General features: G+C 55.7%; 26 protein-coding genes. All 26 read left to right on the top strand.

The genetic code is table 11. The features are described 5' to 3' along the window. Positions 1–3 precede the first annotated feature (3 nt). The 26 genes from V8I28_RS09965 to fucP all read left to right on the top strand — a co-directional run bounded on the left by V8I28_RS09965 (position 4) and on the right by fucP (position 24,914). On the top strand, positions 4–1,680 hold the full coding sequence (locus tag V8I28_RS09965) for a propanediol/glycerol family dehydratase large subunit (protein ID WP_341779976.1): 1,677 nt from the start codon (positions 4–6) through the stop codon (positions 1,678–1,680). Between the two features lie 21 nt (positions 1,681–1,701). Beyond that, complete coding sequence (locus tag V8I28_RS09960) at positions 1,702–2,397, top strand: propanediol/glycerol family dehydratase medium subunit (protein ID WP_341779975.1); 696 nt, start codon at positions 1,702–1,704, stop codon at positions 2,395–2,397. An 11-nt stretch (positions 2,398–2,408) separates the two neighbouring features. Further along, positions 2,409–2,921 (top strand): diol dehydratase small subunit, encoded by a 513-nt coding sequence (locus tag V8I28_RS09955; protein ID WP_341779974.1) that lies wholly within the window; start codon positions 2,409–2,411, stop codon positions 2,919–2,921. Between the two features lie 14 nt (positions 2,922–2,935). Next, entirely contained in the window at positions 2,936–4,774 is a 1,839-nt protein-coding gene (locus tag V8I28_RS09950; protein WP_341779973.1) for a diol dehydratase reactivase subunit alpha, read from the top strand. Further along, positions 4,767–5,123 carry a glycerol dehydratase reactivase beta/small subunit family protein gene (locus tag V8I28_RS09945; RefSeq protein ID WP_341779972.1) on the top strand — a complete coding sequence of 119 codons (357 nt, stop codon included), beginning with the start codon at positions 4,767–4,769 and terminating at the stop codon, positions 5,121–5,123. The genes V8I28_RS09950 and V8I28_RS09945 overlap by 8 nt, the downstream gene beginning before the upstream one ends. 10 nt (positions 5,124–5,133) lie before the next feature. Beyond that, a complete protein-coding gene (locus V8I28_RS09940; RefSeq protein WP_341779971.1) occupies positions 5,134–5,718 on the top strand; it encodes a BMC domain-containing protein in 585 nt (194 codons plus the stop codon). A 49-nt stretch (positions 5,719–5,767) separates the two neighbouring features. Continuing rightward, entirely contained in the window at positions 5,768–6,058 is a 291-nt protein-coding gene (locus V8I28_RS09935; protein ID WP_341779970.1) for a BMC domain-containing protein, read from the top strand. A gap of 29 nt (positions 6,059–6,087) precedes the next feature. Beyond that, a complete protein-coding gene (locus V8I28_RS09930) occupies positions 6,088–6,717 on the top strand; it encodes a phosphate propanoyltransferase (RefSeq protein ID WP_341779969.1) in 630 nt (209 codons plus the stop codon). 23 nt (positions 6,718–6,740) lie between these two features. Then, the gene (pduM, locus tag V8I28_RS09925; RefSeq protein ID WP_341779968.1) at positions 6,741–7,253 is read left to right on the top strand and encodes a PduM family microcompartment protein; all 513 of its coding nucleotides are present in this window, start codon (positions 6,741–6,743) and stop codon (positions 7,251–7,253) included. Then, positions 7,235–7,507 (top strand): EutN/CcmL family microcompartment protein, encoded by a 273-nt coding sequence (locus V8I28_RS09920; RefSeq protein ID WP_341779967.1) that lies wholly within the window; start codon positions 7,235–7,237, stop codon positions 7,505–7,507. The genes pduM and V8I28_RS09920 overlap by 19 nt, the downstream gene beginning before the upstream one ends. 18 nt (positions 7,508–7,525) lie before the next feature. Next, positions 7,526–8,107 carry a cob(I)yrinic acid a,c-diamide adenosyltransferase gene (locus V8I28_RS09915; RefSeq protein ID WP_341779966.1) on the top strand — a complete coding sequence of 194 codons (582 nt, stop codon included), beginning with the start codon at positions 7,526–7,528 and terminating at the stop codon, positions 8,105–8,107. Continuing rightward, on the top strand, positions 8,104–8,583 hold the full coding sequence (locus V8I28_RS09910; RefSeq protein ID WP_341779965.1) for a GlcG/HbpS family heme-binding protein: 480 nt from the start codon (positions 8,104–8,106) through the stop codon (positions 8,581–8,583). The genes V8I28_RS09915 and V8I28_RS09910 overlap by 4 nt, the downstream gene beginning before the upstream one ends. Before the next feature lies 1 nt (position 8,584). After that, positions 8,585–10,012, top strand: coding sequence for an aldehyde dehydrogenase family protein (locus tag V8I28_RS09905; RefSeq protein ID WP_341779964.1), 1,428 nt, complete (start codon positions 8,585–8,587; stop codon positions 10,010–10,012). Between the two features lie 3 nt (positions 10,013–10,015). Next, entirely contained in the window at positions 10,016–11,137 is a 1,122-nt protein-coding gene (locus V8I28_RS09900; RefSeq protein ID WP_341779963.1) for a 1-propanol dehydrogenase PduQ, read from the top strand. A 58-nt stretch (positions 11,138–11,195) separates the two neighbouring features. Then, positions 11,196–12,386 carry an acetate/propionate family kinase gene (locus V8I28_RS09895; RefSeq protein ID WP_341779962.1) on the top strand — a complete coding sequence of 397 codons (1,191 nt, stop codon included), beginning with the start codon at positions 11,196–11,198 and terminating at the stop codon, positions 12,384–12,386. Positions 12,387–12,400: 14 nt separating this feature from the next. Continuing rightward, positions 12,401–12,745 carry a BMC domain-containing protein gene (locus V8I28_RS09890; protein ID WP_341779961.1) on the top strand — a complete coding sequence of 115 codons (345 nt, stop codon included), beginning with the start codon at positions 12,401–12,403 and terminating at the stop codon, positions 12,743–12,745. Between the two features lie 14 nt (positions 12,746–12,759). Continuing rightward, positions 12,760–13,824: an oxidoreductase gene (locus V8I28_RS09885; protein ID WP_341779960.1), complete on the top strand. Its 1,065-nt coding sequence runs from the start codon at positions 12,760–12,762 to the stop codon at positions 13,822–13,824. An 11-nt stretch (positions 13,825–13,835) separates the two neighbouring features. Continuing rightward, the gene (locus V8I28_RS09880; RefSeq protein WP_341779959.1) at positions 13,836–14,633 is read left to right on the top strand and encodes a tyrosine-protein phosphatase; all 798 of its coding nucleotides are present in this window, start codon (positions 13,836–13,838) and stop codon (positions 14,631–14,633) included. 849 nt (positions 14,634–15,482) lie between these two features. After that, on the top strand, positions 15,483–16,172 hold the full coding sequence (gene deoC / locus V8I28_RS09875; protein WP_341779958.1) for a deoxyribose-phosphate aldolase: 690 nt from the start codon (positions 15,483–15,485) through the stop codon (positions 16,170–16,172). A 30-nt stretch (positions 16,173–16,202) separates the two neighbouring features. Continuing rightward, on the top strand, positions 16,203–17,390 hold the full coding sequence (locus V8I28_RS09870) for a phosphopentomutase (protein ID WP_341779957.1): 1,188 nt from the start codon (positions 16,203–16,205) through the stop codon (positions 17,388–17,390). 23 nt (positions 17,391–17,413) lie between these two features. After that, on the top strand, positions 17,414–18,121 hold the full coding sequence (deoD, locus tag V8I28_RS09865) for a purine-nucleoside phosphorylase (protein ID WP_341779956.1): 708 nt from the start codon (positions 17,414–17,416) through the stop codon (positions 18,119–18,121). A 157-nt stretch (positions 18,122–18,278) separates the two neighbouring features. Further along, a complete protein-coding gene (locus tag V8I28_RS09860; RefSeq protein WP_341779955.1) occupies positions 18,279–19,244 on the top strand; it encodes a sugar-binding transcriptional regulator in 966 nt (321 codons plus the stop codon). Between the two features lie 32 nt (positions 19,245–19,276). Beyond that, positions 19,277–20,575 carry a pyrimidine-nucleoside phosphorylase gene (locus V8I28_RS09855; protein WP_341779954.1) on the top strand — a complete coding sequence of 433 codons (1,299 nt, stop codon included), beginning with the start codon at positions 19,277–19,279 and terminating at the stop codon, positions 20,573–20,575. Positions 20,576–21,226: 651 nt separating this feature from the next. Then, complete coding sequence (locus V8I28_RS09850; protein ID WP_341779953.1) at positions 21,227–22,759, top strand: gamma-glutamylcysteine synthetase; 1,533 nt, start codon at positions 21,227–21,229, stop codon at positions 22,757–22,759. 344 nt (positions 22,760–23,103) lie between these two features. Beyond that, positions 23,104–23,499 (top strand): D-ribose pyranase, encoded by a 396-nt coding sequence (gene rbsD, locus V8I28_RS09845; RefSeq protein WP_341779952.1) that lies wholly within the window; start codon positions 23,104–23,106, stop codon positions 23,497–23,499. Positions 23,500–23,558: 59 nt separating this feature from the next. Then, positions 23,559–24,914, top strand: a complete 1,356-nt coding sequence (gene fucP / locus V8I28_RS09840) for an L-fucose:H+ symporter permease (RefSeq protein WP_341779951.1) — start codon at positions 23,559–23,561, stop codon at positions 24,912–24,914. Positions 24,915–25,104 lie beyond the last annotated feature (190 nt).

Raw genomic sequence — 25,104 nt, 5'->3', positions numbered from 1 at the left:
TAAGTGAAACGTCAAAAGAGATTCGAAGCACTTGAGAAACGACCAATCCATCTGGATGGTTTCGTCAAGGAATGGCCCGAAGAAGGCTTTGTTGCCATGATGGGCCCCAACGACCCGAAGCCTAGCATCACCATTGAAAATGGTGTGGTGACCGAACTGGACAGTAAGAAGCGAGAAGATTTCGACCTGATCGACCTCTACATCGCCAATTACGGGATTAAGTTGGAAAACGCCGAAAAGGTCATGGCGATGGATTCTACCAAGATTGCCAACATGCTCTGCGACCCCAACGTGAGTCGTCAGGACATCGTGGCGCTGACCACGGCGATGACCCCGGCGAAGGCCGAAGAGGTCATCAGCAAGCTGAACTTTGCCGAAATGATTATGGCCACCCAGAAGATGCGGCCACGGCGGACGCCAGCCACGCAATGCCACGTCACCAACATCCGGGATAATCCGGTTCAGATCGCCGCAGATGCTGCGGATGCCGCACTGCGGGGCTTCCCCGAACAAGAAACCACCACGGCCGTGGCCCGCTACGCCCCACTGAACGCCATTGCCTTGATGGTTGGCGCGCAGACTGGTCGTCCTGGCGTCATCACCCAGTGTTCCGTCGAAGAAGCGCTGGAACTGAGCCTGGGGATGCGGGGCTTCACCGGCTATGCCGAAACCATTTCCGTTTACGGTACCGACAAGGTCTTCACGGATGGGGACGACACGCCTTGGTCCAAGGGCTTCCTGGCTTCCTGCTACGCCTCACGGGGGCTGAAGATGCGGTTTACATCCGGGTCCGGCTCAGAGGTCATGATGGGCTACACCGAAGGCAAGTCCATGCTGTACTTAGAATCACGTTGTATCTTCATTACCAAGGCTTCCGGTGTTCAAGGCCTCCAAAACGGTGGGGTTAGTTGTATCGGGATTCCGGGGTCCGTACCTTCCGGGATTCGTTCCGTACTGGGCGAAAACCTCCTGTGCATGATGCTTGATTTGGAATGTGCTTCGGCCAACGACCAAGCCTTCTCTCACTCAGACATGCGGCGGACGGAACGGTTACTCGGCCAATTCATCGCCGGGACCGACTACATCTCCTCCGGATACTCCTCAACGCCGAACTACGATAACACCTTCGCCGGCTCCAACACCGACGGCCTAGACTACGATGACTACTACGTCATGGAACGCGATTTGGCCATCAACGGTGGGATTCACCCGGTCGAAGAAGAAACGATTATCAAGGCGCGGAACCAAGCCGCACGGGCGTTACAAGCCGTTTTTGCCGATCTGGGTCTGCCAAAGATTACCGATGAAGAAGTCGAAGCCGCTACCTACGCCAACACGTCCAAGGACATGCCGGAACGGAACATGGTGGAAGACATGAAGGCCGCCCAAGATCTGATGGACCGCGGGATTACCGGTGTCGATATTGTGAAAGCGCTTTATAACAATGGCTTCAAGGAGACTGCCCAAGCTGTTCTTGACCTACAGAAGCAAAAGGTTTGTGGCGACTTCCTCCAGACTTCCGCCATCTTCGATGAGAAGTGGAACGTCATTTCTGCCGTGAACGATGCCAACGACTACCAAGGTCCGGGCACCGGCTACCGGTTGGAAGAAGATACGGACGAATGGGAACGGATCAAGAATTTACCGTTTGCCATCGATCCACAGAACATGCAGCTGTAGAAAGAAAAGGGGGTCAATCCTGTGGTTCAAGAAATTGATGAAAAATTATTGCGCAGTATTATTCGAAACGTCATTGCCGAGACAAATCAGGTCGACACACCGATTTCCTTTCAAAACGAGACGGCCGAGGCGTCACCGGTCAACGGTGACCAGCCGGAACCGGAAAAATCCGTGGACTGGTTCAAGCACGTGGGGCCAGCCAAGCCGGGCTATTCTCGCGATGAGGTCGTGATTGCCGTGGCGCCGGCGTTTGCCGAAGTCCTCGACCATAACCTGACCGGTATCAGTCACAAGGAGATTCTCCGCCAGGTCGTTGCGGGCATTGAAGAAGAAGGCTTGAAGGCCCGGATCGTTAAGGTTTACCGGACGTCCGACGTGTCCTTCTGTGGGGCCGAGGGGGATCACCTCTCCGGGTCCGGGATTGCCGTGGCCATCCAGTCCAAAGGAACCACGATCATTCACCAAAAGGACCAAGAACCGCTGTCCAACCTGGAACTCTTCCCGCAAGCACCCGTGATTGACGGCGACACCTACCGGGCAATCGGGAAGAACGCCGCCGAATACGCCAAGGGTATGTCGCCTAGCCCGGTGCCGACGGTGAACGACCAGATGGCGCGGGTTCAGTACCAGGCGCTCTCAGCCTTGATGCACATCAAGGAGACGAAACAAGTCGTGATGGGCAAGCCCGCCGAACAGATCGAAGTTAACTTTAATTAGGAGGAACGGTTATGAGCGAGATTGATGACTTAGTAGCAAAGATCGTCCAGCAGATCGGGGAGACCGCGACTGCGACGACCGTTAAACCCCAAGCACCGACGACCCAAGCGGCGCTGACCAAGAAGGACTATCCCCTCTACTCGCAACACCCCGAGCTGGTACATTCGCCATCGGGCAAGCAGTTGAAGGATATCACGCTGGATAATATTTTAAGCGACAAGATTAAGTCCAATGACCTGCGGATTACGCCGGATACCCTGCGCCTGCAAGGGGAAGTGGCCAACGATGCCGGTCGGGATGCCGTTCAACGGAATTTCCAACGGGCCTCAGAGTTAACGGCCATCCCGGATGACCGGCTCTTGGAAATGTACAACGCCTTGCGGCCATATCGGTCGACCAAGGCGGAGTTACTCGCGATGTCGGCGGAATTAAAGGACAAGTATCACGCTCCAATCAACGCCGGGTGGTTTGCCCAAGCGGCCGACTTCTACGAATCCCGGAAGAAGTTGAAGGGTGACAATTAGTTAGGAGTCTTCGCATGCAAAAGGTGATAGGCGTTGACATTGGTAATTCCTCGACAGAAGTTGCCTTGGCCAACATCTCTGAGCAGGGGTCAGTCGAGTTTATCAATGCGGATATTGCAGAAACGACAGGGATTAAAGGAACCAAACAGAATCTGATTGGGATTAAGAAGGCCATCACCCAGCTACTCAACAAGAGCCGGCTGGGCCTGGGCGACATTGACCTTATTAGAATCAACGAAGCCACCCCCGTGATTGGGGACGTGGCCATGGAGACCATCACGGAGACCGTGATTACGGAATCCACCATGATTGGTCACAACCCCAATACACCGGGTGGGGTGGGGATCGGCTCGGGTTACACCGTGAACCTCCTACAATTACGACAAGAGGCAGATAAGGACCGGCCCTACATCGTCTTGATTCCGGCCGAGGTGGACTTTGAGGATGCGGCGCGCCTGATTAACCTGTACCAGCACGCCGGCTACACCATCACCGCGGCGATTCTGCAAAACGATGACGGGGTGCTGATCGACAACCGGCTGGACCACATGCTACCTATCGTGGACGAAGTCGCCCGGTTGGACAAGATTCCACTGGGCATGATGGCCGGGGTGGAAGTCGCTGGAAAGGGTCAAGTCATTTCACAGCTCTCCAACCCGTACGGCATCGCCACGCTATTTGACCTGACGGCCGAGGAAACCAAGAATATCGTGCCGGTCTCGCGGGCGTTGATTGGCAATCGCTCGGCGGTGGTCATCAAGACGCCGAAGGGGGATGTCAAGGCCAGAGTCATTCCGGCCGGAAGCATTCAGATTCAGGCGGTCAACGGTTCCGACAAGGTTAACGTCGCGGCCGGGGCGGACGCTATCATGCAGAAGATCAATCAATTTGATCGGATTCAAGACATCACGGGTGAGGCCGGGACCAACGTCGGCGGCATGCTGGAAAAGGTCCGCCAGACCATGGCCGATCTCACGAAGAAGCGTAACCACGAGATTGCGATTCAAGACCTGCTGGCTGTGGATACGGCGGTGCCCGTAAAGGTCCAAGGTGGATTGGCCGGTGAATTCTCGACCGAACAAGCCGTGGGAATCGCGGCCATGGTGAAGTCGGACCACCTGCAGATGCAGCAGATTGCGGACGCCATCCAGGCCGAACTCAAGATTCCCGTAGAGATTGGCGGGGCCGAGGCCGAAGCCGCTATTCTTGGTGCGCTGACCACGCCGGGGACCACCAAGCCGATTGCGATTCTGGACTTGGGGGCGGGCTCCACAGACGCCTCGATCATCAACCAACAGGACGAGATTGTAGCGATTCACCTGGCCGGTGCCGGCGACATGGTTACGATGATTATCAACTCGGAGCTGGGCCTGGACGATGTCTACCTCGCAGAAGACATCAAGAAGTACCCGCTGGCCCGCGTGGAGAACCTCTTCCAGATTCGCCACGAGGACGGGGCCGTCGAGTTCTTCGATGAACCGCTTCCTTCCGAGATTTTCGCCCGGACGGTGGTCATCAAGCCCGATGGCTACGTGCCACTGCCGGGGAACATGAACATCGAGAAGGTCAAGCAGATTCGCCAGACCGCTAAGAAGCGGGTCTTCGTGGAAAATGCGCGGCGGGCCCTGCAGCACGTCAGCCCGACCGGCAACATCCGTGACATCCCATTCGTCGTGATTGTCGGCGGGTCGGCCTTGGACTTCGAGATTCCACAACTGGTGACCGACGAGCTGTCCCATTATAGTCTGGTCGCCGGTCGAGGGAACATCCGGGCCGTGGCGGGTCCACGGAACGCCGTAGCTACGGGGTTGATTCTCTCGTACGCGCGGGAGAGGAGTGCCGCTCATGGTTAAACCGATGGAAAAACCGGCCATCCTGATTGCGGTGCCGGGCGACACCAGCCGAATTCCCGCGGGTTTACAGCCGTTACTCAACGGGATCGAAGAGGAGGCCATTCCGGTTCAGACCAAGGTGATTACGGAAGCCGACGTGGTCACGCGCGCCTACCAGGCGGCGCTGGCCTCGCGGTTGTCCGTGGGCATTGGCTTTGCGGACCAACGGGTGGTCATTCACTACAAGAACCTGAAGCCCGACCGGCCGCTCTTCTCGGTGGTGACGACCTCGACCGATCAGCTGCGACGGCTCGGTGCCAATGCGGCCCGGTTGGTCAAGGGCGTTCCCTTCAAAAAAATAGACGATTAGGTGGTTAGAAATGATGGACGCAATTGGATATTTAGAAACGGCGGGCCTGCCTAACGCCATCGTTGCCGCGGACAAGATGCTCAAGACGGCTTCGGTCGGCTTACTGGGCATCGAGAACACCAAGGGTGGCGGCTGGGTCACGGTCGGCATTCACGGGGACGTCGCGGCGGTCTCGGTCGCCGTGGAAACGGCGCGCCAGGCTCTGGGCGCCGCCTACGTGGGTTCGACGGTGCTGGCCAACCCGGCATCAGGCGTACAAACGCTGAGTCACACGCCGATCTTCCCTCAAGCATCGGCGTCAGTCGCAGCGCCGGACGTGTCCGCCCCCACGGCCACGTCCGCCAGCCCGGCAAAATCGCAAACGGCGGTGGCCAAACGCCCGACTGCCCAGCCGGTAGTACCAACGCCCGCTCAGTCGACGCCCCCAACGTCAATTGAGCAATCGGCCAAGCCAGCGGCTAAGCCGTCAGCCAAGCGGTCGGCCACCCAGCCGGCCACGTGTAACCTGTGTAACGACCCGGATTGCCCCCGCAAGCTCGGTGAGCCCCGAAAGAAGTGTATCCACTACCAGGAACTCTTTGGGAAGAAGAAATAGGTCACGACTAGAAGTCAACACGCGTCAGCCAAATTTAGGAGGAAATAACATGAATAACGCATTAGGAATGATTGAAACCAAGGGTCTCGTCGCATCGATCGAAGCAGCAGATGCCATGGTAAAGGCCGCTAACGTTGAAATGATGGGTCAAGAAAAGATCGGGAGCGGCTTAGTCACCGTCATGGTTCGTGGTGACGTGGGTGCCGTCAAAGCCGCCGTCGATGCCGGAGTCGCCGCTGCCGAAAACATCGGTGAAGTGATGAGTTCCTACGTCATCCCTCGTCCGCACGCCGAAGTGGAAAACATTTTACCCGCAGCGAACAAGCCGGTCGCAAAATAAATTAAGTCGTAGTGAAGGTGGCAATAGACATGGACGAAACAGCTCTGCGCGCGTTGATTCAACGCGTCATTAAAGAAGAATTGGACCCCGATCGCATCCCAATTGGGGTGTCCAATCATCATATTCACTTAACTCAGGCGGACTTCGCCACGTTATTTCCCAATCAGGAGATGACGGTGCTCAAGCCGTTGAAACAACCCAATGAATTCGCCTCTAAGCAAACGGTCGACATCGTTGGACCCCAGGGAACGATCGAACACGTCCGGGTCCTCGGACCTTGCCGGGCACACTCTCAGGTGGAGATTGCCCGTTCCGAAGCGATTCGCATCGGTGTGGACGCACCCATCCGGTTATCCGGGCATTTAGACGGCGCCCCATCCGTGAAGCTGGTCACGCCCAACGGTGAGGTCACGGTTCAAGGCGTCATCATTGCCAAGCGCCACATCCATATGAGTAATCAGGATGCCGCGCGCTTCGGGGTGAAGTTAGGCGATACGGTCGCCGTCGAGATTAGATCGGCTGATCGGCGAACCATCTTCGACGATGTGATTGCCCGGCCCCGCGAGGACTTTGTCTTGGAGATGCATATCGATACCGATGAAGCCAACGCGGCGAACGTGAACGGCGACACCATCGCCCGGATCGTCAAGGCCAAGTAACGCCGACAACCGAAAACGAGGGAGTGAACGATTTGGAACAGTTAGTGGCGCAAGTCCTGACGAAGTTAAAGCAACGGGAACGCCAAACCTACGACTGTGTCTACGATCGGCAGGCGGCGGCTCCGGACACGCAGGTCTTCTTGGACCACGCGACCGTCACCGTAGCCAACCTCTCGATTGAACTCATCGCTCGGCTGTACCGATTGGATACGGCCGATCCCTGGGTGGCCTGGCTGCTGCAGGCCATCGACTATCGCGTCGAACTCCGACTGGTGGTCAACGACCTCAGCCTGGCGTTTATTCCGCGACCGATGCTGCTGGACTGGCCCGTCATCTTCATGACGCCGGAATTCCGGCAGGTTCGTGCCGTGTATCCACACGCGATTGCGCGGTCGGCGGTGGCCGGTCTACCGGACCGGACGATTCTGGTCGTGACGCCCACGCAGCGGTTGACCGCGGAGGCCCACGACGCCCTGAGTAAGAAGCAGATGACCCTACAGATGAGGACTGATGAAGCATGTATATGGCAAAAGTAATTGGCAGCGTCGTGTCGACGCAGAAAGATCCGTCGCTGGTCGGGCGTAAGTTAATGATTGTCCAGCCGGTGAATTCGGATGGCCGCGCCGTTCGTCATCAGGAGGTCGCCGCTGACTCTGTTGGCGCGGGGATTGGCGAGTACGTCTTGCTGGTCCGCGGGGCCGGGGCCCGGTTGACGAACCATAAGGACGCCACGATGGTCGACGTCAACGACTGCGCCATCGTGGGCATCATTGACCGATTTGATCAGTAAGAGAGGGGTGACGGCGGGATGCCGATTTATACCAAAGGTGGCGACAAGGGCTCGACCAGTCTGTACGACGGTACGCGGGTGAAGAAGGATTCGCTGCGGGTCGAAACGTACGGGACCTTCGATGAGCTGAATGCCAACGTCAGCCTCGCCGACAAGTTTTGTGTCAAGCCGGAAAATCAGGAGATTCTCCGGCAGATTGAATACAAGATGTTCTTTCTCCAAGGCGAGGTCGCCACGCAAGAAGCAGCGAAATTTAACATGAACAGTCGAATCATTACGGACGAAGACGTCTTGCAATTGGAACGGATTATTGACCGGTACACGGCGGAACTACCGCCGGTGACCAGCTTTATCCTGCCTGGAGCCAGCGTGGCCGGGGCCCAACTGCACGTCTGCCGGACCGTCTGTCGGCGAGCGGAGCGGCTCTTTGTCCGCTTTGCTAGCGAAAACGCGGTGCGGCCAGTCCTGGAACGTTACATCAATCGACTGTCAGATTTCTTCTATATTATGGCCCGCTCTGAGGACTATAACTATCAAATTAACGAGCTCACTGATCGCGTCATCGCGCAGTACGCTCAAGCAATGGGGCGAAAACAATGAATGAAGAACAACTCAAAGAATTGGTCCGCGGCGTCTTGGCCGGCCAAGGTGAGCCCGGCAACAACCTCTTCGACCGTCACAAGATGGAACGCGTGATCGACGCGGCGGTGGCCAAGGCCGATGAACTCAAGGTCGGCGTGACCATCTGCATCATGGACCAGGCAACTACGCCACAGATGATATACCACATGCCCAACGCCAACCTGGTCAGCGTCACGTTGGCGCCCAAGAAGGCCTGGTCGGCGATTGCCATGAAGGAACCCACCAAGAACATTAGTCGCGACATCCAGCCGGGGGGGCCACTCTACCAGATGGAAACCATGCTGGACGGTCGACTGGTCTCATTTCCCGGGGGCATTCCGCTAGAGATTGGCGACATTGCCATCGGCGCGATTGGCGTCAGTGGTGGTCTGATTGAAGAGGACCAAGCAATTTGTGAAGCAGCGGTGGCTGCCTTTCTAAAGGAGAGTAACTAGTATGCAAACAGAAGAAATCGAACAAGCAATCCGCAAAATTTTGTCTGAAGAATTGAGCCACAAGCCAGGGGCCAACGCGGCCGCTGCGCCCGGCGAAAACGGTATCTTTAAGACGGTTAACGAAGCCATCGCGGCGGCCAAGGCGGCCCAGATCGACTTCGGCGACCAGCCGATTGCCGTGCGTAACCAGGTGATTGACGCGATTCGCGAGGGCTTCCGGCCCTACATTCAGACCATGGCGGAACGGATTCACGAGGAAACCGGCATGGGGACGGTCAGTGCCAAGGTAACCAAGCTCCACAATGCCCTGTATAACACGCCCGGTCCCGAACTGCTCCAACCAGAAGTGGAAACGGGCGACGCCGGCCTGGTGATGTACGAATATGCCCCATTTGGCGTGATTGGCGCCGTGGGTCCTAGTACCAACCCGTCCGAAACGGTGATTGCCAACGCCATCATGATGCTGGCCGGGGGCAACACGGTCTTCTTCGGCGCCCATCCCGGGGCCAAGAATATCACGCGTTGGACCATCGAAAAACTCAATGAGTTCGTGGCCAAGGCAACCGGCCTGCACAACCTTGTGGTGTCTTTGGAAACGCCGTCGATCGAATCCGTTCAAGAGGTCATGCACCATCCGGACGTGGCGATGCTCTCCATCACCGGGGGTCCCGCGGTGGTTCACCAGGCCCTGATCAGCGGCAAGAAGGCCGTGGGTGCCGGTGCCGGAAATCCACCGGCCATGGTCGACGCCACGGCTAACATTGCCCTGGCCGCCCACAACATCGTGGACTCGGCCGCCTTTGACAACAATATCCTTTGCACCGCCGAAAAAGAAGTGGTCGTGGAAGCCACGGTCAAGGAAGACCTGATGACTCGGATGCAAAATGAAGGCGCCTTCTTGGTGACGAAGCCGGCCGACATTCAGAAATTGGTCGACATGACCATTGGGCCTAAGGGTGATCCCGACCGGAAATTTGTCGGCAAGGACGCGACCTTTATCCTGGACGAAGCGGGGATTGCCTACACGGGTAAGCCAACGCTGATCATTCTCGAAGCCGCCAAGGACCATCCTCTGGTGACGACCGAAATGTTGATGCCTATCCTGCCGGTCGTGACCTGCCCCGACTTTACCGCCGTGCTGGCAACCGCCACCGAAATCGAAGGCGGCCTGCACCACACGGCCTCCATTCACTCTGAAAATCTCCCACACATCAATCAGGCTGCACACCGCCTGAATACGTCCATCTTCGTGGTCAACGGGCCAACCTACTGTGGGACCGGGGTGGCCACGAACGGCGCGCACAGTGGGGCCTCAGCCCTGACGATTGCCACGCCAACTGGGGAAGGGACCGCCACGTCCAAGACCTACACGCGTCGGCGCCGGCTCAATTCGCCAGAAGGGTTCTCACTACGGACTTGGGAGGCGTAAGTTATGGAAAAATTTTCACTCGCAACAACGGTCTATTCGGGTAACGATAGCCTGTCGCGGCTGGGTTTATTGAAGAACGAAACCATCTTCCTGGTCTGCGATGCCTTTCTACCGGATACGCCGGCCTTAAAGCGGATCTTATCTAAGATTGACGGCAGTAATCAGGTCGCCGTCTTCGCCAACGTCAAGCCGGACCCGCCGTTAGAGACCATCGTGGACGGCGTCAAGCAGTACGTGCCGGTGGCGCCCACCATCGTGATTGGGATTGGCGGGGGCTCGGCCATCGACACGGCCAAGGGCATTCGCTTCTTTGGCGACAAGCTCCGGCAGGAAACGATTAAAAAGTTCATCGCTATCCCTACCACGAGTGGGACCGGGTCTGAGGTCACCCAACACTGTGTGCTCTCGGATCCGGAGAATCATCGGAAATACCCGATCATGGAGAATTACCTCCGGCCCGATGAGGCCCTCCTCGATCCGCAACTCGTCATGACGGCGCCGAAGTCGGTCACGGCATACTCCGGCCTCGATGTCTTAACCCATTCCCTGGAATCCCTGGTGGCCGTGGACGCTAACGTGCTGACCGATGGCTTGGCCGAGAAGGGCGTCGACGTCATCACCCACGATCTGGTGACCTGCTTTAAACACGGGGACGATGAGGCGGCGAGAAAGCGGGTGCACGAGATCTCCTGTGCCGCCGGAATGGCCTTTAGTAACGCCGGACTGGGGATTTGCCACTCGCTGGCGCACCAACTCGGGGCAAACTTCCACGTGCCGCACGGCCTGGCCAACGCCATGCTCCTGCCTTACGTGGTCAGCTACAACGCTGCGCACGACAAGACGGCCTGCGCCAAGTACGCCCAAGCCACACGGAAGGCCGGTCTGGCCGCCAACGGCATGGGTGATCGGGTCGCCGTTCGCCGGCTGATCAGTCATATTCACCAGATGATGGTGCAGATGGATTGCCCGCAGACGTTACAGGCTTTCGGCGTGGACTTGAAGGTCGCCGTGGAGATGACCGAGACGGTGGTCGTCAACGCCAAGCTGGACGCGACCTTCCCGGGAAACCCGGTCGTGCCCACGGATGAAGATTTAGCCAAGATTTACCAACAAATTATCAAGTAGGTCTGACTCGCGGCGCGCCCGGCGTGACCGCCAGTTGACTAGAGAGGGAATTGATTTTATGGCAGAAAAAATTCTTGCAATCAATGCCGGTAGTTCTTCATTAAAGTTCAAGCTCTACGCGATGCCGGCCGAAACCGTGATGATGAGTGGTCAGCTCGACCGCATCGGCACCAAGACCAGTTCGTTTACCTACGTGATCGCGGGGAAACAGAGTAAATTGGTGAGTCCCATCGCGGATTTTGTCGCGGCCATTCAAATGGTGATTGACACGCTGCTGAGCAGTCACGTCATCGCCAGCAAGACCGAGATTGTCGGCGTGGGGCACCGCATCTCCCACGGGGGGAAATACTACTCGCAGCCGGTGTTGGTTGACGCGGATGTCAAAGCCAAAATCCACGAACTCTCGGTGCTGTCACCGCTACACAACCCGGTCAATTTGCTGGGAATCGAAGCCTTTGAGAAGTTGTTGCCCGCCGCCAAGGAGGTCGCCATCTTCGATACGGCCTTCCACCATACGATTCCCGCCAAGGCCTACATGTACGCGCTACCGTACAGCTACTACGAGGATCACGGAATTCGGCGGTACGGCTTTCACGGCCCGTCGCACGAATACATCGCCCAGCGTGCGCCCGAACTCTTTGGCCGCGAGCAGACGCGTCGGATGATCTCCTGTCATCTTGGCAACGGTGGGAGCTTAACGGCCTTGTTGGACGGCCAATCCGTCAATAGTTCCATGGGCTTCACGCCACTCGCAGGTATCGTGATGGGCACGCGTTCCGGCGATATTGATCCGGAGATTATTCCTTACATTGAAGAGGAGCTTCACCTGGATTCCCATGCCGTGCGGGAGATGCTGAACCAGGATTCCGGGCTCCTGGGACTGTCGGGCATTTCCAACGATATCCGGGACCTCGACATTGCGGCCGAGGCGGGGAATAAACGGGCGCAGCTGGCCCTCGACGTCTACGTCCACCAGATTCAGCAGTACATCGGTGCCTATACGACCGACCTGCAGGGCTTGGACACGCTGGTCTTTACGGCCGGCATCGGCGAGCACTCCGCATTGATTCGTCAGCGGGTCTGTGAGAACCTGGGCTACCTGGGCGTCCGCATCGATCCAGTCAAGAACGAGGCCAATGCCCTGAGCATCGAGGCCGCGGACAGCCGGGTCAAGGTGGCGGTCATTCCGACCGATGAGGAAATTGTGATTGCCCGTGACGTGGTTCAGGTCTTAGGCGACCAGGCCTAAAGGAGGCGATGAAGATGAGTCGAGAGATTGACCGAACCATTCAGGAGTATGTGCCAGGGAAACAGGTCACGCTGGCCCACATTGTGGCGAATCCCACGGCGGATATTTATGAAAAGCTGGGTATTCAGACGCCAAAGAATGCCCTGGGAATTCTCACGATTACCCCAAGCGAGGCGTCGATTATCGCCGGGGATGTCGCGACCAAATCCAGCAACGTGAAGCTGAGATTCATTGACCGATTCAGTGGGTCGGTGGTCATCGTGGGGGAGGTCTCTGAGGTGGAGGCGGCCCTGCGGCAGGTGATTGCTACGCTCCATAGCCTGCTGGACTTCGATATCCCAGAAATTACCCGGACGTAAGCGAGGTGGAGACCGTGCAACAACCCTTTAGTTTTGATCGGCCGCAGACGCTGGGGGCCTTGGCCCTGCGCAACGGCTACTGCTTGGCGCCGTTAGAGACGCGTACGGCGTTGTTCGATGGGGAGGTCAGTCGTGACGACTGCTACTTTCATCAGGAACACGCCCAGCACGTGGGCCTCGACGTGGTCGGGTCCATCTACGTTCACGCCAGTGGGGCCACGGTGACCGGATCGCTCAGTGCGGCCGACGACGCCATGATTCCCGGTCTGCGACGGTTGGCGGCCAGCATTCATGCTTCCGGCGCCAAGGCCGTGGGTCAGCTGGTTCACGCCGGGCGGATGACTAACCACGTGGCCACCAACGGCGCGTCGGTGGTCGCACCCAGTGCGGTACGCGCCGCCCATGGCGTGGTGGACGCGCCGCACGCCTTGACGCGTGCCGAAATTTTCACCATCATCGATCAATTCGGGGCGGCCACCCAGCGTTTGATTCTGGCCGGCTTCGATGGGGTCGAGCTCCACGGTGCCAATAGCATGCTTCTCCAGCAGTTCCTCTCGCCGCTGTCCAACCAGCGGTCAGACGACTTCGGAGGAGAGCTGTTGAACCGGTTGCGGCTCCCATTACTGGTGGTCCAGCGGGTTCTGCGGGTGGCTAAGCAGGCCCAACAACCGTTCGTGGTGGGTTACCGTCTCTCGCCAGAGGAGGTGGAACCCGGCGGCCTGCAACTGTTGGACACGTTAGTCCTGAGCCGCGTGCTGGCGCAACTCCCGGTGGCCTACCTGAGTCTGTCGCTACACCACTACGATCAGACGGCGGTGACCAGCTCGGCCACGGGACCCGTGCGTAAGCTCTTTAAGACCCAGATTGGGGAGTTACCGTTGATGGTGGCCGGTGAGATTGCGCGGGCCGAAGACGTCCAACGCCTGGACCAGCAGGTAGATTTCCTGGCGTTAGGCCGGCAGCTCATGCTGAATCCGCAGTGGCCTGTGGCGTTTCGCTTCCCGGCGGCCCTGCACACCGCGGCCGATTTAACGGCGACGCGGGTGGGGGTCCCCCAGGCAATCTTTAAATACTTGTAAGGGGTGATGTGATGACGGCAAGGGTTCTACAACTTCAGGGCGGTTTTAACTTTCGGGAGTTGGGTGGCTACCTGGGGGCCCAGGGACAACCGGTGCGCTGGCATCGCCTGTTTCGTACGGCCCACCTCGCCACGCTCACACCGGCGGACTGGACCGAACTCCAGACCCAGGGCGTCCGGATGGTGATTGACCTCCGCTCCACGGCCGAGACGCTGGCGGCCCCGGATCGCTTGGGCCCGCAGATGCACTACTGCCATTTGCCGGTCTTCGACGATGATGAGGCCGAGAGTGCCGCCTCGGTGGCCGAACTCCAACGGCGTTTCAGTCGCGACCCGCACAGCGGTTACCAACGGATGATGCGGGTTTACCGGCGCCTGGTGACGGCCCCGCAGGCTCAGGCAGCCTATCGGCGATTGTTTCAAATCCTGCTGACGGTTCCGGCGAGCGATGGGGTAATCTTTCACTGCTCGGCCGGTAAGGACCGCACGGGGATGGCCGCCATCTACCTTCTCGCGGCCTTAGGTGTGGCCCCCGCACAGGTGAAAGCCGACTACCTCCTGACCAATCCGGCCTCGGCCGACCACATTGCGCGGCGCGTGGCCGCCGTGAAGCTGGGGAATGGCCGCGTGAACTTCCAGCACGCGGTCCACGACCTGGCCTCGGTGAACGTGGATTACTTCGATCAGGCGTTGACGCTCATCAATTACGGGTACGGGGGGCTGATGCCGTACCTCCACGACGTCCTGGGTCTAACCCCAGCCGCCCAGCAGGCCCTGCAACAACGGTACTTGGAGCCACGCTCACGATAACCAGCGATAGGTCACTTTGGGCAAACCATGGCCTGCGGCTGCCAGGGGTTCCACCTGCTGTGGGGGACGGCTCCAGCCAAAAGGCGGGCTTCCACCTCGCTCAGAAGCCTTGCCAAGATCGCAAGTCTTCTGAGTCGCCCCATGCTGTAGGCTGGCAAAAGACGCCAGCTAACACCATCGACACAGCTGGCTCCACCCCTGGCCTCCTTCGGCTATGTTGGCGGCGATTGCTGGAAAATGTGTGAGCGGTGACTGCAGATCGGTGAAGCCGGGCCGACTGTATGGTGCGATTAGCCTTCGCCGTAGCCGTGAGTGAAGCGAAATCTAGGCTCAGCCGGGGAATTTGGTCGTGATTTTTGCGACCAAATTGGTGACTTTGAGACGGTGACTTTCCGGCTCAAAGCAAGGCCCGAGACCGCTCTGTGGCTCGGGGCGTCCTCTCCCAGCGATCCAGCCTAGATTTCGCGAACGGTAAGGCGGATGGGGTGGCGTTCCTGTCCGCCGCAGGCCATAACCGTATGATTACGGATTAAACCCAATAAGTTTTACCATGACGAGCTATCGGTCGCGGCGGGGAATCCTGCCGGGCGGTGGCTTTTTTGGCGTAATATTAAAAAATTTTTTCGACCGACCAGGGGGTTAATTGTGAGCGAACTATCAGAAAACGGCCGGTGCACAAAGCTTGCTAGAATACGCTTTCATAGGTAAAACGTTTAACAAGAAACTGAAATATAAATTTGTTAATTAAAGCACAATGAGAAGCTGAATGAACATAATTTCAAAAATAGGCTTTACAAACGTGCACGAATTCGGTATGCTAATTGTGATAAATGAAAGGGGTTTCATACTATGACATTAACGACTGCACAATTAGCAAAATACATTGATCACACCAACTTAAAGGCTGACGCTACCGAAGCCAGCATCAAACAAACTTGTGACGAAGCTAAGCAATTTGATACAGCTTCCGTTTGTGTTAACTCCTACTGGATTCCGTTCGTTACTGAGCAATTAAAGGACAGCGACGTTAACCCAATCGCCGTTGTCGGCTTCCCACTAGGCGCCATGGCTACGGATAGCGAAGTCTTCGAAGCCAGCAAAGCCATTGATGATGGTGCCGAAGAAATCGACATGGTCATCAACGTCGGCGAATTGAAAGCCGGGAACAACGATAAGGTGGGTAATGACATCTTAGCCTTGGCTAAGACCGTTCACGCCAAGGGTAAACTCCTGAAGGTTATCTTGGAAACTTGCCTGTTGAACAACGAAGAAATCATTCGTGCCTGCAAGTTAAGTGAACAAGCCGGTGCCGACTTCGTGAAGACCTCGACTGGGTTCTCCACGGCGGGTGCCAAGATTGAAGACGTTAAATTAATGCGTGAAACCGTTGGCGACCGGTTAGGCGTCAAGGCTTCCGGTGGGATTCACAGCAAGGACGAAGCCTTAGCCATGATCGATGCGGGTGCTAGTCGTTTAGGTGTCAGTGCCACGGTGGCCATCTTAACGGGTGAAGCTGCTGGGACGAAGTCGGGCTATTAAAATTTAGCAAGTGAAAGTGGGGATACGGATATGAAGTTTAAACGCATTTTCGGTTTAGTTATGGATTCTGTCGGGACGGGGGCCGCACCGGACTCTGTGAACTACGGTGACGAGGGGGCCGATACCCTGGGTCACGTGGGTCACTACTACGCGGGCAAGCTAGCCTTACCGAACCTGGCTAAATTGGGGATATCCAATCTCCGGGAGACACCGATCGAAGGCGTTCCCGTCGCTGACGCCCCTCAGGCTTACTACGGTAAGATGCAAGAAATCTCTGCCGGCAAGGACTCAATGGATGGTCACTGGGAAATGATGGGCTTACCCGTACGGAAGGCCCTGAGCACCTACCCGAATGGTTTTCCGGCCGATTTAATCAAGAAATTAGAAGACTTCTCCGGGCGCAAGGTGATCGGTAACCGGCCCGAATCCGGGACCAAGATCATTGCCGAACTCGGGGAACAACAGATGGCCAAGGGCGACCTAATCGTTTACACGTCCGGCGACTCGGTCTTACAGATTGCGGCGCATGAAGAAATTATTCCGCTCGACGAACTCTACAAGATCTGTGAGTACGCGCGGTCACTGGTTAACGGGCCAGAAAACCTGATTGGCCGGGTCATCGCGCGGCCATACGTGGGTCCGGACGCCGAACACTTTACGCGGACGGCGAACCGGCGGGACTTTACGCTGGAACCGACTGGCGAGACCGATATGGATCGCTTGCAAGCCGCTGGCATTCACACGGTCGGTGTGGGGAAGATTAACGACATCTTCTCCGGCCACGGGATCGACGAAGGCTACCACAACGAAAGCAACATGGACGGCATGGACCACGTGGATCACGTCATGCAAGAAGACTTCACCGGTTTTTGCTTCATTAACTTGGTGGACTTCGACGCGATGTACGGTCACCGGCGGAATCCGGAGGGCTTCGGTCAAGCTCTGATGGACTTCGATCGGCGCCTCGGCACCGTCATGGCCAACATGCACGATGACGACCTGTTGATGATTACCGCGGACCACGGGAACGACCCAACCTATACTGGGACGGACCACACCCGTGAATTTGTGCCATTACTGGCCTACTCACCAAGCTTCAAGCAAGGGGGCAGTCTGGGCATCCGGTCACCATTCTCGGACTTTGGCGCAACGGTGTTGGATAACTTTGGCGTGGCCGGCAACGACGCGGGTCACAGTTTCTTAGCTGACTTGAACTAGCACAACCAAGGAGGAAAACCATCATGAGTAACCATTTGGAAGCAAAAATGGGTGATATCGCCGACACGGTCTTAATGCCTGGAGATCCATTGCGGGCCAAGTACATTGCGGAAACATTCCTGGAAAATCCGGTATGTTACAACAAGGTCCGCAACGCCTTTGGCTACACGGGAACTTACAAGGGTCATCGCATCTCCGTTCAAGGAACGGGGATGGGAATTCCCTCTATCTCCATCTACGCGCACGAGTTGATTAACGAATACGGCGCCAAGAAGCTGTTTCGGGTGGGGACTGCCGGCGGAATGAGCCCCGATGTTCACGTGCGTGACGTGGTGCTGGCCCAGGGGTCGACGACCGATTCGGCCATCATTCACAACACGTTTGGCGGCGGCATCTACTACGCGACGTTGAGTGACTTCGGCTTGCTGGACGCGGCCTATCATGCGGCCAAGGACCTGAAGATTCCGGTGAAGGTGGGAAACATCTTGGCCGAGGATCGCTTCTACAATGATGAAATGGATCGGCAAAAACTGGTGGACTACGGGGTTATCGCCACGGAAATGGAATCGGCAGCCCTATTCCTAATCGCGGCGAAGTACCACGTCAAGGCGCTTTCCGTGCTGACCATCAGCAATCACTTGGTGACCGGTGAATCAACGAGTCCCGAAGAACGCGAGACGTCCTTTGGGGACATGATTAAGGTGGCTTTGGAAGCCGCCATTGCGGAATAAGTCACAGTTCAAGCGTGACCAGAATAAAAGTTAAAGCGTTGCGAAACTGGTAGGGACACATGACGATTGACTGGTGACCAGTTCATGACATGCGGTCCTGCCAGTTTTCGCCAGGTGGACTACCGGGCGCGCAACGTTTAGTCAGGAGGGCAAACCCATGGCGGAGACCACAGATCAGCGGCTATCGCAGAGCTTAGCCGTTGCGAAAATGTATTACCAATCCGATCAGAGTCAAAGTCAGATTGCCCACCAACTCGGCATTTCTCGCCCAACCGTATCACGGTTGCTTCAGTTTGCCAGAGAGCAGGGCTTGGTCCGGATTCAGATTGTGGACCCGGTTGAAGACGTTCAGACGTTGGAACAGGCCCTGACGCGTGCCTACCACGTGACGGTTCACGTGGTCCCGACCCAATTAACTGCCGCCAGTGAGCTGCTCAACACGGTCGGTCAGTACGCGGCACACTATCTCGAGGAAATCGTGACCGAACACGACATTATCGGGATCGGTTGGGGGAAGACCATCTATGCCATCGGATCGAATTTACAACCAGACACGCTAACCGGCGTCGAGGTGATTCAACTCAAGGGGAGTGTGAGTTATTCCACGGAGCACACGTACGCGTATGAAAGCATTGACGCCTTTGCCAACGCCTTTCACGCCGTGCCCCAATACTTACCGTTACCCGTGATCTTTGACCACCAACAAACTAAGGAATTGGTGGAAGCGGAACGGCACATTCAATATCTCCTCGAGTTGGGACGCAAGGCCAACATTGCGATTTACTCCGTCGGAACGGTGCGGAGTTCGGCGCTCGTCTTTCAGCTGGGGTACCTGCAGGATCAGGAGAAAGATTTTTTGCAGGCTCACGCTGTGGGGGATATCTTCTCCCGGTACATCGACGAAAATGGTGAAGTCGTCGATCCCAAGTTAAATCAGCGCACGATTGGCATTGACCTGGAGAACCTCCGTCAAAAGGAACATTCGATTCTGGTGGCGGCCGGTGACGCTAAGGTGCCGGCGGTCCGCGCGGCCTTACTGGGTGGTTACCCAAATTGCTTAATTATTGATCAGCACGCAGCAGCACAACTACTGAAGGTTACCCCGGCAGTCAAGTCGCGGTAAACGCATCCAATTAGAAATGGAGTGGCTGAAACATGAGAATGGTTGATATTATTGATAAGAAACGTAACGGTGGCGAACTGACCAAGGAAGAAATTCAAACTTTCGTGGACGGCGTCGTTTCCGGTGAGATTCCTGATTACCAAACCAGTGCCTTTTTAATGGCAACTTACTTCAAGGATATGACCGATGCCGAACGTTCCGAACTGACGATGGCCATGATGAAGTCTGGGGATCACTTGGATCTGTCCAGCATTGATGGCCTCAAGGTGGACAAGCACTCGACCGGTGGGGTGGGTGACAAGACCAGTATTCCGCTGGCACCAATCGTTGCGGCGTTAGGTATTCCGGTACCGATGATTTCTGGCCGGGGGCTTGGACACACGGGTGGCACCTTGGATAAATTGGAAGCGATTCCAGGCTACCAAGTTGAAATCAGTGAAGCCGACTTTATCAAGCAGGTTCAGAACCAGGGCCTGGCCATCGTGGGTGCTACCGGGAACATTGCGCCGGCGGATAAGAAGATCTATGCGCTGCGGGACGTGACCGACACGGTGGATTCGATTCCGTTGATTGCCAGTTCCATCATGAGTAAGAAGATTGCCTCCGGCACGGATGCGTTGGTCATCGACGTTAAGACCGGGTCCGGGGCCTTCATGAAGACGTTGGACGACTCCCGTGAATTGGCGAAGGCCTTAGTGGGTATCGGTAAAGGGGTCGGCATGAACTGCATGGCCATCATTTCCGACATGAACCAACCGCTGGGGAACGCCATTGGGAACGCCTTGGAAATCAAGGAATCCATTGACCTGTTGAAGGGTCAAGCCCCGGCCGACATCACCGATCTGGTGCTGACCTTAGGCTCTTACATGGTGGTCATGTCCGGCAAGACCGACAGCATGGCCGAAGCCCGGAAGATGTGTGAACGGACCATCGAAGACGGCTCGGCATTGAAGAAGTTCGGCGACATGGTGGAAGCCCAGGGCGGCGACCGGCGTGTGATTGACCATCCAGAAATCATGCCACAGGCCAAGTACAAGATTCCACTGCCAGCCAAGACCAGTGGGGTTGTCAGTCGGGTTGAAGCTGATGAAATGGGTGTCGCTAGCATGCTACTCGGCGGTGGCCGGCAAAAGGCCGACGACAAGCTGGATTACGCCGTGGGGATCATGATGAACAAGAAGGTCGGCGACCAAGTGGAAGCCGGCGAACCACTCTTGACGATCTACAGCGACCGCGAAAATGTCGACGATATCAAGGACCTGTTATACGCCAACATCGAAATCAGCGATTCGGCGGAACCATTTACGCTGATTCACGAGACGGTGAGATAGGAAAAGAGTGTGAAGCGAGGCGGTTAGAAGCTGAGCATTAACGTCATTCGGGGAAAAATCCCGGGTTTGGATTATTTCCCGAATGGGGTTAAGCGCAGGCTTCTGCCTTGGTGAACACGTTTCGGCCAGGTTGCCAGCTACGCCCCGCGTCACCCAATCCCCCCCGGTCAGCGAACGAATTCTCGGCTGAACACCATGAATTCGCTGACCGGCGGCTGACAAAGGTTGGGCAAACGGGCACGGATCTGACGACTCGTCGATTATCAACGAAAACCACACACGATTTTGGAAGAGTCTGGGACACGTCCTGGGCTCTTTTGTGATTTTGCGAGAGCAGGACACGGCCCCTCTACTTATTACTAATGTTAAAACGATGGATTTTGTTGCAGAAAATTGACGAGAATCGTTTTAACATAATAGTAGTTAATAGGAAGAAAAAGTAATCGAAAGAATACTTTGCAGGTAGAAGAGTGGGTTCGCCGGCGAGAATTTGATGGTTGGAATGGCGAGTCTACCGCGTAAAGTTTGCTGAATTTAACAAGTTTTGGTTTATTCGGTGGAATGCGAACAATATCAGTGACAGGCGGGGGATTTTTGTTTAAACTTTAGGGTAATAGACAAACCATTCGAACGACAGGGGATGTTACCGCCATGCTGGACAATTTATTAGCGGTTATTCAAGAAGAAAATTTATCAGAACAGTTGTATCACAGCCTCGTGGGCTTGGAGATTGAAGAGCAACGCATTGACCAGCACGGCCGGTTGAGTCGCCGACCGCACCCCAGTAAATTTGGGTCGCGGACCTTCCATCCGTACTTTCAAACGGACTTTACGGAAAGCCAATTGGAGGTCATTACCGACCCCAATCCCAACATTGGCGGGACGCTCGACCAACTCGACACCTTGCAGACGGTCGCTTACCGGACGCTGGAGGGGGACGACCGCATCTGGCCGTTGAGCATGCCCCCGGTCATGGACGACACGGACCTGCAGTTTATCGCCGACCATTTTGACCGACCGGCGATTAAGCCGTACCGGGAGTATTTGGTGAAGAAATACGGGTTGCAGCACGGCTGTCTGACCGGCGTCCACGTGAACTACAGCATTCCCGATCCGGTGATCCACCGGCTATTCAGCCATTACACCACGGAATTCGACACGATTGTGGCGTTTAAAAACGCGCTGTACTTCCGGATTGCCCAGAACTTCGTGCGCTACCAGTGGCTACTGACCTATCTCTTTGGGGCCAGTCCCATTGCTGAAAAGGGCTTCTTTGACCCCCTGCCCGCCGAGCTTAAAACGCCGGTCCGCAGCATTCGCAACAGTCGCTTTGGCTTCGTGAACCGACCGGAAGAACAGGTCACCTACACGTCACTGACCCGGCACCTCGAGCAACTCCAGCAGAAGATCGACGCCGGAACGTATTTCTCGGCCCACGAATTCTATGGACCGGTGCGGCTCAAGGGCCAGGCCAACGCCAAGGACTTCCTGACCGGAGGAATTCGCTACCTGGAGTTGCGGGACTTCGACAACACGCCGCTGGCCCGCAACGGGATTAGCCGCCACGCGTTGTACTTTTTGAAGATTTTTATGATTTATCTGATGACCCAGCCGTTGCCGGCCGACCGGACGCGAGAACTCCTGGCTACCGGACGCCAGCGCAATCAGACGGTTGCCCTGGAAAATCCCTTACAGCCCACGCAATTTCAGGCCGATGGGCAGCGCGTCTTCCGTGAGATGCGCGCCATGGCCGACCACCTGCAGGCGCACAACGAGCAGTGGGGGGCTATCGACGATTTGGAAGAAGTCTTGATGCATCCGGAGCTGACCCCGGCAGCCAAGTTGCTGGCGCATATCGAGCAGGGCAGTCTGATGAAGTACGGCCAAAAGGTGGCGCGGCGGTGGTATCACGATCGCATCTCGGCGCCCCAGCTGTTGCCGCAGTTGCCGCGGCTGAGTGAGGCCACCCAGCGGCTGATTCTGACGGCTTTACAACTGGGTATCAAGTTCTACCAGGTCAGAGACGAGGACGGGGAGGATATGTTCATGTTTACTTTCGATGGCATTACCCAAGTCCTCCAAGAGCGGGATACCCAAGGGAAGGTGCCGGAAGCACTCTTGCGGCGACTCTTTCCCGACCTGCCAGATTTACCCGCACCGCTAGATTACGGTCAGGCGCAATAAAAAAATTGGTAATTAAAAAGCAAAGAAATGGTTAGACCTTGAAAAAAGTTTTCATCGCCTGACTGATAGTCATGACGGCTTTAGCGCGCGTCCACGTTGGTTTCGTGGGCGCTTTTTTGTTGCGCTTTCTGAAAATGAACAACTTCACAAATTATAAAAAGTTCTTGAAAGCCTTTTAGTTTTATGATAATGTAAACGATGTCGCTTAACGTAAAACGGTTTACATACGATTTCTAGTCAACTAATTCGTCAAATGCAACGGGTTGCGCTCGTCATTTGCCGACCGGCTGAAAAGGATTGCACGTGTACCAGTGATCAATTTAGTTTAAAAGGAGAAATATCTGATGAAAAAGACGACCGTTATTAATTCCGAATTATCTACGGTAATTGCCGGCATGGGCCACATGGATTGGTTGAGTATCGGTGATGCTGGGATGCCAGTGCCGATGGGGACCAAGAAGATTGATTTGGCCTTAACCAAGCAATTGCCTAGTTTCCAAGACGTCTTGAAGAACATCTTGGCCGAACTCGAAGTGCAAAAGATTTACCTGGCCGAAGAAATCAAGACGGAAAACCCGGAACAATTGGCAGCCATCAAGGAACTTATGCCTAACGTGGAAATTGAATACATGCCACACAGTCAATTGAAAAAGGATCTGGCTCAAACCCACGCCTTCGTCCGGACGGGGGAAATGACACCATTCTCCAACATCATCTTGGAATCCGGCGTCACGTTCTAAGGTTAATTTTAGTCTTCATAAAACGTTTTACTTAAATTCACAATAAAGGAGTCTTTACCATGCAAGCAGTTGAATCGAAGCACGGTTGGACCCAGTTGGCCGATGGCTATCTGAGCAAAACCCCGCTTTTCCAATTTATCCTAGTGTCTCTGATCTTCCCACTGTGGGGGACCGCCGCTAGTTTAAACGATATTTTAATCACCCAGTTCAAGACGGTTTTCATGTTAAACGATGCCGCAACGGCTTTCGTTCAAAGTGCCTTCTACGGGGGTTACTTCTTAATTGCCATTCCAGCCTCATTAATCATCAAAAAGAACAGTTATAAATTTGCTATTATGACCGGGCTGATTTTCTACATCGTGGGTTGTGGGTTATTCTTCCCAGCTTCTCACCTGGCAACCTACAGTATGTTCCTGGTCGCTATCTTCGCGATTGCGATTGGCTTGAGCTTCCTGGAAACGTCCTGTGATACTTACAGCTCCATGTTGGGGCCGAAAGCCAACGCAACGATGCGGTTAAACTTCTCACAAACCTTGGTGCCCCTCGGTGACATCATGGGGATCGTCTTAGGGAAGTACCTGATCTTCGGTTCCGTGGACAACTTGGCTAACAAGATGTCCACCATGCATGGCGCTGCCCGGTTGGCTTACGGGGAAAAGATGTTACAACTGACGTTACGGCCATACAAGTACATCTTGATTGTGCTGATTGTGATGTTCATCATCTTCGCCTTATCCCCAATGCCACGTGCCAAGGCAACGAAGACGGTTGAAGGTTCCGATGAAGCCGTTGAAGATCGTCCAAGCTTAGGCGAAACCATCAAATACCTGTCCCACAACAAGCGTTACATGAAGGGTGTTTTAACCCAATTCTTCTACGCCGGTTTACAGACGACGGTATGGTCCTTCACGATTCGGTTGGCGCTGAACTTGAACCATCAGATTACCGATAGTGCCGCTTCAACCTTCATGATCTACAGCTACATTGCTTGGTTCGTGGGTAAGTTGGTCGCTAACGTCTTCATGAGTAAGTTCTCCATCACCGGGGTCTTGACGTGGTTCTCCCTGTTAGGGACGTTAGCCCTCGTGGTTACCTTCACGATTCCGAACATGATTGCCGTTTACACGGCGATCCTGACCAGCTTCTTCTTCGGTCCAGAATGGCCAACGATTTACACCCACACGTTGGATGCCATCGAGGAAAAGCGTTACACCGAAACCGGTGGGGCAATCATCGTGATGGCCTTGATTGGTGGGGCGATTATCCCAGCCATCCAAGGATTGGTATCCGACGCTTCCGGTTCCATGCAGTTCTCCTTCGTGGTCCCAACGATTTGCTACGCGTTGATCACGTTATACTTCTTCTTAGAACACCGTTTCGAAAAGAAACACCCCGAAGAGGTTCAAGAACACTAAATCTATCAGTTAACTTTAGCCAGTCGGTCTCTCTGCCGACTGGCTTTTTTTACGCGTTGAATTGGGCACCACCCAAGGCCAGCGCTTTCGGCGCCACGAGAAGCCGCCGGCGACCGGATGAGAAGTTGAGTAGTGATAGTCCAAACGGCTATACGCGGCTAATAGTGGCTAATAGTGGCGTCATGAAGCT

Source organism: Levilactobacillus sp. HBUAS70063 (assembly GCF_038374745.1).
Lineage (GTDB): Bacteria > Bacillota > Bacilli > Lactobacillales > Lactobacillaceae > Levilactobacillus.
Note: the sequence above shows the minus strand (reverse complement) of the source record. Positions and strands in the feature narration are given on the sequence as shown.

Excerpts from the sequence above, each read along its gene's own strand:
- V8I28_RS09955 (WP_341779974.1), top strand. The coding sequence starts at position 2,409 with ATGAGCGAGATTGATGACTTAGTAGCAAAGATCGTCCAGCAGATCGGG.
- V8I28_RS09950 (WP_341779973.1), top strand. The coding sequence starts at position 2,936 with ATGCAAAAGGTGATAGGCGTTGACATTGGTAATTCCTCGACAGAAGTT.
- V8I28_RS09945 (WP_341779972.1), top strand. The coding sequence starts at position 4,767 with ATGGTTAAACCGATGGAAAAACCGGCCATCCTGATTGCGGTGCCGGGC.
- V8I28_RS09940 (WP_341779971.1), top strand. The coding sequence starts at position 5,134 with ATGATGGACGCAATTGGATATTTAGAAACGGCGGGCCTGCCTAACGCC.
- V8I28_RS09935 (WP_341779970.1), top strand. The coding sequence starts at position 5,768 with ATGAATAACGCATTAGGAATGATTGAAACCAAGGGTCTCGTCGCATCG.
- V8I28_RS09930 (WP_341779969.1), top strand. The coding sequence starts at position 6,088 with ATGGACGAAACAGCTCTGCGCGCGTTGATTCAACGCGTCATTAAAGAA.
- V8I28_RS09920 (WP_341779967.1), top strand. The coding sequence starts at position 7,235 with ATGTATATGGCAAAAGTAATTGGCAGCGTCGTGTCGACGCAGAAAGAT.
- V8I28_RS09915 (WP_341779966.1), top strand. The coding sequence starts at position 7,526 with ATGCCGATTTATACCAAAGGTGGCGACAAGGGCTCGACCAGTCTGTAC.
- V8I28_RS09910 (WP_341779965.1), top strand. The coding sequence starts at position 8,104 with ATGAATGAAGAACAACTCAAAGAATTGGTCCGCGGCGTCTTGGCCGGC.
- V8I28_RS09905 (WP_341779964.1), top strand. The coding sequence starts at position 8,585 with ATGCAAACAGAAGAAATCGAACAAGCAATCCGCAAAATTTTGTCTGAA.
- V8I28_RS09900 (WP_341779963.1), top strand. The coding sequence starts at position 10,016 with ATGGAAAAATTTTCACTCGCAACAACGGTCTATTCGGGTAACGATAGC.
- V8I28_RS09895 (WP_341779962.1), top strand. The coding sequence starts at position 11,196 with ATGGCAGAAAAAATTCTTGCAATCAATGCCGGTAGTTCTTCATTAAAG.
- V8I28_RS09890 (WP_341779961.1), top strand. The coding sequence starts at position 12,401 with ATGAGTCGAGAGATTGACCGAACCATTCAGGAGTATGTGCCAGGGAAA.
- V8I28_RS09880 (WP_341779959.1), top strand. The coding sequence starts at position 13,836 with ATGACGGCAAGGGTTCTACAACTTCAGGGCGGTTTTAACTTTCGGGAG.
- deoC (WP_341779958.1), top strand. The coding sequence starts at position 15,483 with ATGACATTAACGACTGCACAATTAGCAAAATACATTGATCACACCAAC.
- V8I28_RS09870 (WP_341779957.1), top strand. The coding sequence starts at position 16,203 with ATGAAGTTTAAACGCATTTTCGGTTTAGTTATGGATTCTGTCGGGACG.
- deoD (WP_341779956.1), top strand. The coding sequence starts at position 17,414 with ATGAGTAACCATTTGGAAGCAAAAATGGGTGATATCGCCGACACGGTC.
- V8I28_RS09860 (WP_341779955.1), top strand. The coding sequence starts at position 18,279 with ATGGCGGAGACCACAGATCAGCGGCTATCGCAGAGCTTAGCCGTTGCG.
- V8I28_RS09855 (WP_341779954.1), top strand. The coding sequence starts at position 19,277 with ATGAGAATGGTTGATATTATTGATAAGAAACGTAACGGTGGCGAACTG.
- V8I28_RS09850 (WP_341779953.1), top strand. The coding sequence starts at position 21,227 with ATGCTGGACAATTTATTAGCGGTTATTCAAGAAGAAAATTTATCAGAA.
- rbsD (WP_341779952.1), top strand. The coding sequence starts at position 23,104 with ATGAAAAAGACGACCGTTATTAATTCCGAATTATCTACGGTAATTGCC.
- fucP (WP_341779951.1), top strand. The coding sequence starts at position 23,559 with ATGCAAGCAGTTGAATCGAAGCACGGTTGGACCCAGTTGGCCGATGGC.